This window comes from Methylotuvimicrobium sp. KM1, assembly GCF_044788715.1.
In the GTDB taxonomy this organism is placed as follows: domain Bacteria; phylum Pseudomonadota; class Gammaproteobacteria; order Methylococcales; family Methylomonadaceae; genus Methylotuvimicrobium.
Genome location: NZ_CP173170.1, coordinates 1 through 11381, shown reverse-complemented (window position 1 = coordinate 11381; position 11381 = coordinate 1). Strand labels below are relative to the sequence as shown.

At 46.5% G+C, this 11381-nt stretch carries 9 protein-coding genes and 1 pseudogene; 2 read left to right on the top strand and 8 right to left on the bottom strand.

Annotation, left to right across the window (positions count from 1 at the left end; genetic code table 11):
• Window positions 1-32: 32 nt before the first annotated feature.
• Both ACINK7_RS00050 and ACINK7_RS00045 read right to left on the bottom strand, forming a co-directional pair.
• Entirely contained in the window at window positions 33-416 is a 384-nt protein-coding gene (locus tag ACINK7_RS00050) for a hypothetical protein (RefSeq protein ID WP_404358913.1), read from the bottom strand.
• A 645-nt stretch (window positions 417-1061) separates the two neighbouring features.
• Window positions 1062-1439, bottom strand: coding sequence for a type II toxin-antitoxin system VapC family toxin (locus tag ACINK7_RS00045; protein ID WP_404358911.1), 378 nt, complete (start codon window positions 1437-1439; stop codon window positions 1062-1064).
• A 188-nt stretch (window positions 1440-1627) separates the two neighbouring features.
• Between ACINK7_RS00045 and istA the strand changes: the two genes are divergently transcribed.
• Both istA and istB read left to right on the top strand, forming a co-directional pair.
• The gene (gene istA / locus ACINK7_RS00040) at window positions 1628-3187 is read left to right on the top strand and encodes an IS21 family transposase (protein WP_404361499.1); all 1560 of its coding nucleotides are present in this window, start codon (window positions 1628-1630) and stop codon (window positions 3185-3187) included.
• Window positions 3174-3920 (top strand): IS21-like element helper ATPase IstB, encoded by a 747-nt coding sequence (istB, locus tag ACINK7_RS00035; protein WP_404358909.1) that lies wholly within the window; start codon window positions 3174-3176, stop codon window positions 3918-3920. Before istA ends, istB begins: the two co-directional genes overlap by 14 nt.
• A gap of 39 nt (window positions 3921-3959) precedes the next feature.
• On the opposite strand, the gene ACINK7_RS00030 is transcribed toward istB, so the two are convergent.
• The 6 genes and pseudogenes from ACINK7_RS00030 to dnaA form a co-directional block, all read right to left on the bottom strand.
• Entirely contained in the window at window positions 3960-4199 is a 240-nt protein-coding gene (locus tag ACINK7_RS00030) for a DUF2281 domain-containing protein (protein WP_404358907.1), read from the bottom strand.
• 118 nt (window positions 4200-4317) lie between these two features.
• Window positions 4318-4539 (bottom strand): annotated as a pseudogene (locus ACINK7_RS00025) (helix-turn-helix domain-containing protein); the annotation flags it as partial.
• A gap of 472 nt (window positions 4540-5011) precedes the next feature.
• Window positions 5012-7426 carry a DNA topoisomerase (ATP-hydrolyzing) subunit B gene (gene gyrB, locus ACINK7_RS00020; RefSeq protein WP_404358905.1) on the bottom strand — a complete coding sequence of 805 codons (2415 nt, stop codon included), beginning with the start codon at window positions 7424-7426 and terminating at the stop codon, window positions 5012-5014.
• Window positions 7427-7471: 45 nt separating this feature from the next.
• On the bottom strand, window positions 7472-8551 hold the full coding sequence (recF, locus tag ACINK7_RS00015; protein WP_404358903.1) for a DNA replication/repair protein RecF: 1080 nt from the start codon (window positions 8549-8551) through the stop codon (window positions 7472-7474).
• A gap of 227 nt (window positions 8552-8778) precedes the next feature.
• Complete coding sequence (dnaN, locus tag ACINK7_RS00010) at window positions 8779-9879, bottom strand: DNA polymerase III subunit beta (RefSeq protein ID WP_404358901.1); 1101 nt, start codon at window positions 9877-9879, stop codon at window positions 8779-8781.
• Window positions 9880-10064: 185 nt separating this feature from the next.
• A complete protein-coding gene (gene dnaA, locus ACINK7_RS00005; protein ID WP_404358899.1) occupies window positions 10065-11381 on the bottom strand; it encodes a chromosomal replication initiator protein DnaA in 1317 nt (438 codons plus the stop codon).

The following is an 11381-nucleotide window of genomic DNA, read 5'->3' as shown; positions in this document are numbered from 1 at the left end:
GTACTTAGCGAATCCGACGGTCTACAAAATGTTTACAGTTGCACGGGCGGCGCGCGAGGCGCTTGAGGAGAGAAGGACGTCCTACCGGAAAGCACATTCGGCGGAGGAGAAAACGCGACTTTGAAACCGATAAATTCATCCGGTTCGGGAAACACCAAAGCTACGAAAACTACGGCAAAAGGAAGCCAATCGGACAACAGCGTCGTTTCGGTTTCCATGCCTTGATCCAAATCGATCACGGACGCGTCGAATAACGCCAATACATCATCGTCGTTCGCTACGGTGAATTGCTCAAAGCCGGGCATGTGAACGCCGTCCGACAACTCGTCGACCATCGGATGCGCATGCACCAACGGCGCGATCGATTGCAGGATCACGAGAAAAATGACTAAGGCTTTTGTGAAGGGCGTCGACATGGGGCTTATGCTATGCCAAATACCGGCCCATGACAATAAGAAACTATATTCATCTGTGCGATAGTCATAATTCAGCTCTCTATATTTAAACCAGTGGGTAACGTGGCTTCCTTTTTTGAAAAAGAGGGGGACTGAATAATGACTTAAAGAGTCTGTTGCTTTCTAGGCTTCAACTTGGGAATCAGCAAAAACGTTTGCATTCAGGTGCGACTGATTCGCGTAGCGAGGCAAACGTAGTCAGCTGCAACGTTTTGTTAGTATCCAGATTACCACAAGTACATGCTCGACTTTTTATTCATGATGGTAACTTCGTACAGATCAGTGCAAGAGGATTGAGACACCCCGTAACATACGTATAGAGGTAAAAGATGCTTTTCTCTAGGGTAGCAGAAGCGTGCTCCTGGAGCATCATCGGCCCAATTTATCAATAGTTCGCGCCGCTTGTGTTCTGTGAACTTCTTATCGGCATATTGTACGATTTTCTGATAATCCTTGCTGTCGAAAAACGCCGCTTGCAACATAAAGGTTATGGTATTGCAGTGATGGCGGTTCAAGGCCAATTGGTTTTTCAATTTGGTGAAGAAAATCACCAATGAGTTCCGGCTTACCCACTACACCACCTCCAGAACTGCCCAAGCAACCGAGCTAACATCCTTCACCCTCCAGCGGATTGATTACTTTCAACCCTTCCACCCAGTCAAAATCATCCACATTGCGGGTAGCCAGTGTTTGGTGATATTCCAGCGCCGTTGCGGCGATCACAGCATCGCCCAGCGACATTTTGCGTTGCTGGCGTAGTTGTATGGCTCCGCTGATGATGTAGGGCGTAACGGGATATAGCGTAGTGATCTCAAACAGGTCAGTTAGCTCACGCTTGTCCAGCTCATTCAGGTTATGGTAACCCAGCACCTCCAAGCGGGTGATATCCGAGGCGGATAATATTGGCTGTTGCAAGCACCAATGCCGTAACCCTGCATAGTGGGGCTGGATGGAGTAGATGAACAGGTTGCTGTCGAGGAGCACGGCTAGTCTCTCCCCGGTAGCGGACGATCTTTACGATCATCCCTCTGCCATGCCGCCGTTGTTAATGGCCAATTAAACTGAGCCAAAAATGGCCAACAATTTTGAGCCACTTTTTCAGACTTTATTTGTACAAATAAATCTGACAGAGTCCCTGAATTTTTTCAGGGAGCGTCATGAAGGAGTGGATTGTGATTCATCAGATTAAAGCGTTATACAACGATGGCAACGGCTTATCCGAGCGTCAGATTGCCAGTCAATTGGGTATTTCCCGTAATACCGTGAGCAAATACCTGAAGCTGTCGGCTGCGGACATCAGCACCCTGCAGGAAGAGGCAGCCCGTGGTAAGAAGCTGGACGATTACCGCGACTACATTATTCAGTTGCTGCAAACCTATCCGGGCTTGTCAGCGGTCAAAGTGCTGCGCAAACTGAAGGCCAAAGTGGACGATTTGGCGGTTTCCGACCGTTCGGTACGGCGTTATATACAGGCTCTCAAGCAAGAGATTAGCTTTAAGCAGGCGCGTTATTATGAGCCGGTATTGGACATGGTGCCGGGTGAGCAATGCCAGGTCGATGGCGGCGAACTGCGCGATGTGATAATTGGCGGCGTGGCGACGACGGTCTATTTCATGGTGTTTGTGTTGTCGTATTCGCGCCTGATGCATGTTTCGGTCTGCGCCAAGCCGATTGATACCGAGACGCTGATTCGTCAGCATGATGCGGCATTTCGCAATTTCGGCGGCATGCCGGCCGAATGCGTGTACGATCAAACCAAGCTGGTGGTCATCAGCGAAGTGTTTCGCGAGTTGCGCTTGAACCCGCGCTTCCACCAGTACGCCACGGCAGCGGGCTTCACGATTCGGGCTTGTGAAGGCTATGATCCGGAAAGCAAAGGCAAGGTCGAGGCCGGGGTCAAATACGTCAAACAAAATGCCTTGTATGGCGAGACTTTTACCGACTGGGAGGCTTTACAGGCCCATATGACCGACTGGCTCGACGGAATAGCCAATCAACGGCGACACGGCACCACTGGCCAACAGCCGGCGACACATTACGCGGCCAACGAGCAAGGCCATATGCGGCCTTACCTGACGCCGTCTTGTGTTGACGCGACCGCTAGCCAGGCCCGCATGACCCGCAAGGCGGATAAAACCGGCTTGATCGCCTGGCAATCCAATAAATACTCGGTACCGATGGCATATCAATGCGCCCGTGTCGCCGTGCATGAAGCTAACGGCGTCATCCGGATCAGCGATCTTGGCACGCATAAAGTGATCGCCGAACATTCTGTGTGTCTGGAAAAGGGGCAAATCATCAAGAATCGGCATCATTACCGGGATATGTCGCTACGCATCGAAACGCTGGAAAAGGACTTGCATGAACTGCTGCCGTTTCCGGCAGTCGTGACTCAGCTGTGTGCCCTGTTGAAAGCCACCTCGCCGAAAATCTACAAAGACCAACTGTTCGGCGCCAAGCAAGTGCTGACCGAGCAGATCAACCGGCAGGGTGCGATTCCCGAAGCGGTGCTGACGCGACTGATCGACACGCCTCGGTTAACGGCCAGCGGCCTGAAAGAACGACTGGAGGCCTGGCGGCAGTCTGCGGGACGCTCGGACGACAGCGATGCCCTGTCGATTCAGCCATCAGCGCAGCCCGCTGCCGCCATCCAGAAAGCCTGTCCGCTGGCCCGTTATCGTGCCCTAAATGGCCACTCGGCTGGCCAAGGAGAGCGCCATGCCATCCATTGATCAGATTGCCAGGCAATACCGAAGCTTGTGCCTGACGGCCATTGCCGAGCACTTGCCGACCTTGCTTAGCCAAGCCGAGACCCATGAAAGTTCCTACCTGCAGTTTGCCGAAAGCTTGGTTGAACATGAACAGCGCCAGCGCAACACCAAGCGCATCGAGCAAAACCGCAAACGCGCCGGCTTTCCTTTGCTCAAAAGCCTGGAAGAGTTCAATTATCGCTTTCAGACCACCATCCGTAAACGGGAAGTCAACAGTCTGCTCGATTTCGGCTTTATCGACAATCGGGACAACGTCGTCTTCATCGGACCACCCGGGGTCGGCAAGACACACCTGGCCATCGGCATCGGCCTGAAAGCCATCGATGCCGGTTATAAGGTCAGCTTCAACACTGCACTGGGCTTGATGGAGACCTTGGAACTGGCCGAACTCAAAGGCGAGTTGAAAAAGAAAATCAACCAACTGCTCAAATTCGATGTGCTCATCATCGACGAACTGGGTTACCTGCCGATGAACAAACAAGGCATACACAACCTGTTTCAGCTCATCAATGCGCTGTACGAATACCGCTCGGTGATCCTGACCACCAACAAGGAATTCACCAACTGGGGCGAGTTTTTTATCGATGACAACGTCGCCGTACCCATCGTCGACCGCATCATCCATCATTCACACATTTTTATGCTGGGAGGGGAAAGTTATCGACTCAAATCAAAGCTAAATCAAGCATCGTAACCCTGGAAAAGTGGCTCAATTTTAATGGCCAAAACTGGCTCAATTCTGTTGGCCATTGACAGCCGGATCTTTGATGTCGCTAAAGGCCGTCCCGCGTGCGGCTATTTGCTCCATCAATCGCGCTATTTTGGCGCCATTCGGTTCTGCTTCATTACCGACTATTTCAACTGTTTGGCGGGCTTTCAATTTCAAAAATTCCACAAAATGCAGCACCTCCTGCTGCATGGACGGCGGCAGGGTTTCGACTTCGTGGAGTAGTTTTTCGGTCTGCAGGTTCATGATGATAGCCCCTGTTATAGCTGTTTAAGTAATGCATCGCCCCTCTGACCGCACCTCCCGGACAGAATCTTTCATTTTTCGGAATGATACAGCTTTTTTTCATAATCGTTGGGTTAGATTATCCCGAACTTTCTTTTTCAATCTCATACATTTCGAGTGTTTTGAATACTAAAGACGGAGCCACTCCATATCTCGTCTTAAAGCAACGAGTAAAATGAGACGCATCATTAAACCCAGCTTCAACTGCAGCATAGGTAAGCGAATGAGAAAAACCGGCAATTGATATTGCATATCTAAGACGTTGCCACATCCTAAACTTTCGATACGATGTTCCAGTCTCTTCTTTGAATAGCGGCTAAATACTGCAGACATTCGGACTTAGAGAGCAGGGTTGCCTCGTGCGCGAGAAGATTCCGCCTCTCCTTTCCACGGAAAACCTCGTCGTAGTCCTTCCATGGCAGCATTTGTCGTGAAGCTTCCATCTTGGCACCGAGTAGTGATGAGCGGCAAACAAAGACGCCCTGATCTCGCAGTTGACCAAGGACTTGGTCTAGGCAGGCATAGCCAAGGACAAGCGGCAAGTTAAATGAGTCGTCGGGGCGATCTAACTGAAACCAATCGCTTGGCGTGACGCCACAAAATAGCCCCTCAGACGACAGCTTCTTAATCGCGGAAAGTCTGACGCACGTCGGCAAGTGTGGCTGGATCGGTAATCATAACGTCTAATTATTATAAGGTTTCTGTATATCATCCAATTTCGGATAATATCTGTTTTCCTTATCATTTAACAACCACCCATTTAGACCAAACACCTACACATCCAAATTCGTCACATCCAGCGCATTCTTGACGATGAAATCCCGGCGCGGTTCGACGATGTCGCCCATTAGCGTTGTGAAGATTTCGTCGGCGGCGATCGCGTCTTCGATGCGGACTTGCAGCATGCGGCGACTGTTGGCGTCTAGCGTGGTTTCCCAGAGCTGTTCCGGGTTCATTTCACCTAATCCTTTGTAGCGTTGGATGTGCTGACCTTTTTTAACTTCCTTCATCATCCAATCGAACGCTTGTTTAAAACTTTCAATCGGCTGCTGACGCTCTCCCATCCGGATATTAGATTGTTCACCGAACATTCCGGCGGTATCCTCGGCGTATTGCGCGATTTTCTGATAATCCTTGCTGTCGAAGAATGACGCTTGCAGTATGAAGGTTTTGGTATTGCCGTGATGCCGTTTGTTGACCGTTAGCGTGTAATCGCCGGCCGACCGGTAATCAAGCTCCAGCGTGAAGACCATTTTGCTTTGAGGGTTGTATAGGCGTTCGGCCAATTGGCTCACCCATGCCGCCAATCGTTCCTTGTCTTGTTTGATTTCATCGCTTACGCGCTCCATATAGACCAGTTGTTCGAGAAAAACGTCGTCGTAACGACTGGTCAAGCGATTGATGATGGCCAGTACCTCAGTATATTCCTTTGCCAATTTCTCTAAGCCTTGGCCTTGTATCGGCGGTGCGGTTTCGTCGGTGTGCAGCGCTGCTTTGTCGAGGGCTAGTTGAATCAAGTAATCGTTCAATTGCGCATCGTCCTTGACATAATGTTCCTGCTTGCCCTTCTTGACTTTATACAACGGTGGTTGGGCAATATAGATGTAACCTTTTTCAATAATTTCCGGCAACTGACGGTAGAAAAACGTCAATAGTAAAGTACGGATATGCGATCCGTCGACGTCAGCATCGGTCATGATGATGATGCGGTGATAACGGAGTTTGTCGAGATTGTATTCGTCCTTGCCGATGCCGCAGCCGAGCGCAGTGATCAAGGTGCCAACTTCTTCGGACGAGATCATTTTGTCGAATCGCGCTTTTTCGACGTTCAAGATTTTACCTTTTAGCGGCAATATCGCTTGCGTGCGACGATCGCGGCCTTGTTTCGCCGAACCGCCCGCCGAGTCACCCTCCACGATGAACAATTCGGACAGGGCCGGATCTTTTTCCTGACAATCGGCTAGTTTGCCGGGTAACCCGGCGATATCCAGCGTGGTTTTTCGGCGCGTCATTTCCCTCGCTTTTCGGGCGGCTTCACGGGCGCGGGCCGCATCAATGATTTTATTGACGATCGCTTTGGCGATTTGCGGTTTTTCTAGTAAAAATTCCTGTAATTTCTCATTCATCGTCGATTCGACCAGAGGTTTTACCTCCGATGAAACTAATTTGTCTTTGGTCTGTGAGGAAAACTTAGGGTCGGGGACTTTGACTGAAAGCACTGCCGTTAACCCTTCCCTTGCATCGTCGCCGGTCGTCGAGACTTTTTCTTTTTTTGCTAAACCGTTATTTTCGATGTACTGATTAATGGTACGGGTTAACGCCCCTCTAAATCCGGCTAAATGCGTCCCGCCGTCCCGTTGCGGAATATTGTTGGTATAACAAAAAATATTTTCCTGGTATGAGTCGTTCCACTGCATCGCGACTTCGACGGTTACACCCTCTTTTTCGGCGCTAAAATGAAACACATCGGGAAATAACGGTGTTTTATTTTTATTTAAATGTTCAACGAATGCACTGATGCCGCCTTCGAATTCGTAGACGTCTTGTTTATTGGTGCGTTCATCTTCCAGACAAATTCTGACTCCGGAATTTAAAAACGATAATTCTCTGAGTCTTTTCGCCAAAATATCATAATGAAACTCAACATCGCCGAAGGTCTGATCACTCGGTTTAAAATTGATTTTAGTCCCGCTACCCTCGGTCGGACCGATTTCCGTCAATGGTGCTTGCGGTTCACCCATGAGATACTTTTGTTTATAGAGCTTTCCGTTTTTCCTGATTTCCAGATTCAACTCCTCGGACAATGCGTTTACCACAGAAACACCGACTCCGTGTAATCCGCCCGATACCTTGTAAGCATTGTCGTCGAATTTGCCCCCGGCATGTAGCACCGTCATAATGACTTCCGCAGCGGATCGACCTTCTTCCTTATGAATATCGACTGGAATCCCTCTTCCGTCGTCAGATACCGTAACTGAACCATCACTATGAATGATAACCTTAACTTCTTTGCAGTACCCGGCTAAGGCCTCATCAATCGAGTTATCAACTACTTCGAATACCATATGGTGTAATCCGGTTCCGTCATCGGTATCGCCGATATACATACCAGGCCTTTTTCTGACCGCATCCAAGCCTTTTAATACCTGGATATTCGTACTATCGTACTGCTTAATATTTTCGCTCATGTGTGTTTATTACCTTATCAAAGTACCAATGTTTCACGTGAAACATTACGCTTGTTTAATTTCACCATGTTCCACGTGGAACATTTTATAGTTTTTAAGTTTACTCAAATCACCATACTCAGACAGCTCAGTAGCCGTCATAAAAACCTGAACATCCATTGCTTGTAAATATTCTATTAACAGTGTTCTTTTAGTCGTATCCAATTCAGCAGTGAAATCATCAATTAAAACACAGACATTATTACTCTGATGGGTAGACAACAATTGTATTTGCGCAAGTTTTAAACATAAGACTAACAATTTTAATTGTCCGCGTGATACAAAGTCCTTGGCGAGTCGATTATTAACGGAGACAGTTAAGTCGGCACGATGCGGACCACTATGCGTCATTTTATAGCGTAGATCACGATCGAGGTCATCATCCAAGGATTGGCGAAAGCCTTTGCCGCTATCCCAACCCGATAAATAATCGAATTGAACTGTTTCAGTACCGAGAAATCGACTGACAAATTTTTGAAAAACAGGCTCAAGCCTTTGTAAATAGGCTCGTCTATATTGATCGACTATTGTACCGTAATTAACCATTTCATTATTCCAGACTTGTATGGAATGCGTTTGCTTTTGTTTGATTAAGGCATTACGTTGGTTCAATGCGGTTTTGTACTGCCGCCAGGCTAATAGGAATTGTTCGTTTTCATTGAAAGTCCCCCAATCGATAAATTCTCTTCTGATTTGAGGGCCAGTATCCAATAAACGATAAGATTTAGGCTCAATCAATTGAATAGGCAAGGCATAAGCAAGCAAATGCCGAGGTTGATTAGGTAATTGCTGAATTCGGATTTCAGAAACCTTCCCATCGAATTGTACGCCTATTTGGCAACTGCTGCGCCCGCCCTGTTGCAGCACTTTGCCCGATACGATTAAGTCGTTTCGATCAAAGTTTACGACTTGTTTAATATGTGTGGTTCGAAAAGAACGTGCGCGGCCAAGAATGAATATGGCTTCAAGGACAGAACTCTTACCGCTGGCATTAGCTCCGTAAATTAAATTGAGTCCAGACGATGGTTTTAGACTGGCTTGCCGAATATTTCTAACATTTAAAATGTCGAGCTTTTGTAAACTCATCGGTTATTAGTTGCTAGTCAAAAAAAGGGCGCGGTTAACACCGGTTAGATGAACAAGCTCAGTTTTTTGTCGCTTCCACATGTGATAATGACTGCGATTTAGAAATTTCAGGAAGTTAGTAAAAAGTTGGCCATAAAAAAGCATGCCGAGGCAAAAACTAATTCATTTGACTTCAAAGGCTTCATTTATCCGTTGATAAAGTTCCCCAAAATTGCATAAAGCAAAGATCATAGACGCATCGGCATCACGATGAATCGATAAGCCCTTGTTTCCGGTTCGTCAATGATGCAGCAACTGGAATTACGTGCAATCGTCAACTCGGAAATTTCCGAATCGATATTGGAAATCGCATCAAGCACATATTGCACGTTAAACGCAATCGAAAGCGGTTCGCCAACATAATCGGTGACAATTTCCTCTTCGGCTTCTTCGTGTTCAGGATTGTGCGCACTAATTTTCAAGGAATCCGAAGAAAGGTCGAAAGTTACGCCTTTGTATTTTTCATTAGATAGAATCGCTACCCGAGTCAAGGCATCTTTTAATAACTGGCGTTGAATATGAATCGGCGTTAAAAAATCTTGATGGAAGACCCGATTGAAATCGGGATATTTGGCATCGACCAATTTGGCCGAAAAAATCGTATTATTGATCGTAACCCTTATGTTATTACTGGAAAATTCAACCGCAAGCTCAATTTCAGGATCATCCAATAAACGCACCAATTCCATGACCCCTTTTCTTGGCAGGATGATGCGTGCTTCATATCCTGCTGGATTTTCCAAGTTGTCTTCGAAAACCGATAAACGATGTCCATCGGATGCAACGAGTTTGATACGCGAATTAGAAATGTTGAGTAATAACCCATTGAGATAATAGCGTACATCCTGAGACGCCATGCAAAAAACGGTTTTTTCGAGCGCTTTTTTAAAAAGTCCGGCATTGATGGTAAACCGATGGTCTAACTCGGTTTCTGAAAATTCCGGATAATTTTCGGCAGGCAGTGTACTTAAAATAAAACGGCTACGTCCGGAAAGCACCTTAACTTTGTCGTCGGCGACTTCTAATTTGATATCGGCACTAGTTGGCAGCAAGCGGCAGATATCGAGAAACTTTCGGGCCGGTAAAGTAATTTCGGCAAAAGTCGTATTTTCTATCGCAATTTCGGTAACAATTTGAACTTCAAGATCGGTACCGGTCATTACCAGGCTGTCTTGACGAAAAACCATCAACACATTCGACAAAATCGGCATGGTTTGTCTTTTTTCAATCACACTGACAATTTGCTGCAATGGAACCAATAGCCGTTCTCTATTAATAATATATTTCATATAAGATATTTATTTATATTTACTATTAGCCTATAAAAAAAGCGTGATAAGTCATTTAATATCTTATTTATCAATAACTTATCTTGTATAAAACCGGAGTTTAAAGCTGTGGATAAGCGCTTGATAAAAAGAGGATAACTATTCTCTTATGCTAAAGACTATACTTATCCACAAGTTAAACACCGTTAATGCGACAATGTTCTCAACAGGTTTAAATAATCTTCCTCAAGCTTTACATCCGAGTCGCGCAAGGAGGCAATGCGTTTACAAGCATTAATAACCGTGGTGTGATCGCGCCCACCGAATGCTTCGCCGATTTCCGGAAAACTGTGCGAAGTTAATTCACGAGCTAGACACATAGCAATTTGTCGTGGTCGGGTAATGGATTGCCGGCGATTTTTCGACGATAAATCCGCAACCCTAATCTTAAAATATTCGGCGACGGTTTTTTGTATGTTATCGATATTGACGAGTTTATCTTGTAAGGATATTAGATCGTGCAATGCTTCTTTGGTAAATTCGGTGGTGATTTCGCGTCCGGTAAATTGCGCATTGGCAATGACTCGTCGTAGAGCGCCTTCGAGATCTCGTACATTCGAAGGAATCCTTTTACCGATGAAAAACGCGACTTCCTGAGGTAGATCGACCCCCGCCATCATTGCTTTTTTCATTAAAATAGCGGCACGGGTTTCAAGGTCCGGCGGCTCGATTGCAACCGGTAATCCCCAGCCGAAGCGCGATTTCAAACGGTCTTCCAAACCGACGATTTCTTTCGGATATTTATCGCAGGTTAAAACAACCTGGTGTTTTTTTTCCAACAACGTGTTGAAGGTATGGAAAAACTCTTCTTGAGAGCGTTCCTTGCCGGCAAAGAATTGAATATCGTCAATCAGCAAGGTATCGACACCTCGATAATATTCTTTGAAAGTATCGATCGCGTTTTGTTGTAAAGCCTTGACCATATCCTGCACGAATTTTTCGGAATGCAGATAAACGATTTTCGCGGACGGATTATGTTGCAGGATCGCATTACCGATCGCATGCATCAGATGTGTTTTACCTAAACCGGAGCCGCCGTAAATTAATAACGGATTGTATGCCTTGCCGATATTTTCGGAGACTTGAATAGAAGCCGCTTTTGCTAATTGGTTGGATTTACCTTCGACAAAGTTATCGAAAATGAATGCTTTATTAAGAAAGTTAGGGCGTGATTTTTTAGTATCGGGTGCTTTAGTATGCTGCGGTGCAGGAGCCGGCATGGCTTTCTTTGAGCCGATGTCCAATTGTAAGCTTAAGGAGCCGTTGGAAAATTGCTGTATCGCCTCTTCCAGTTTGGCGAAATGATGTTCTTTTACCCAATCCAGCACAAACCGGTTCGGCGCTAATAACTTGATTTGTCCATCGGTTTCGATTGCCTGCAAGGGTCTAATCCAGGTGCTGAATTCCGAGGAAGAAATTTCATTTTCAAGTTTAGCGAGACAGTTGTTCCAGAGTACACTCAT

What these genes read in the sequence shown, in the direction of transcription:
- ACINK7_RS00050 (WP_404358913.1), bottom strand. Translation starts at nt 416, where the DNA reads ATGTCGACGCCCTTCACAAAAGCCTTAGTCATTTTTCTCGTGATCCTG.
- istB (WP_404358909.1), top strand. Translation starts at nt 3,174, where the DNA reads ATGCCATCCATTGATCAGATTGCCAGGCAATACCGAAGCTTGTGCCTG.
- ACINK7_RS00030 (WP_404358907.1), bottom strand. Translation starts at nt 4,199, where the DNA reads ATGAACCTGCAGACCGAAAAACTACTCCACGAAGTCGAAACCCTGCCG.
- gyrB (WP_404358905.1), bottom strand. Translation starts at nt 7,426, where the DNA reads ATGAGCGAAAATATTAAGCAGTACGATAGTACGAATATCCAGGTATTA.
- recF (WP_404358903.1), bottom strand. Translation starts at nt 8,551, where the DNA reads ATGAGTTTACAAAAGCTCGACATTTTAAATGTTAGAAATATTCGGCAA.
- dnaN (WP_404358901.1), bottom strand. Translation starts at nt 9,879, where the DNA reads ATGAAATATATTATTAATAGAGAACGGCTATTGGTTCCATTGCAGCAA.
- dnaA (WP_404358899.1), bottom strand. Translation starts at nt 11,381, where the DNA reads ATGAGTGTACTCTGGAACAACTGTCTCGCTAAACTTGAAAATGAAATT.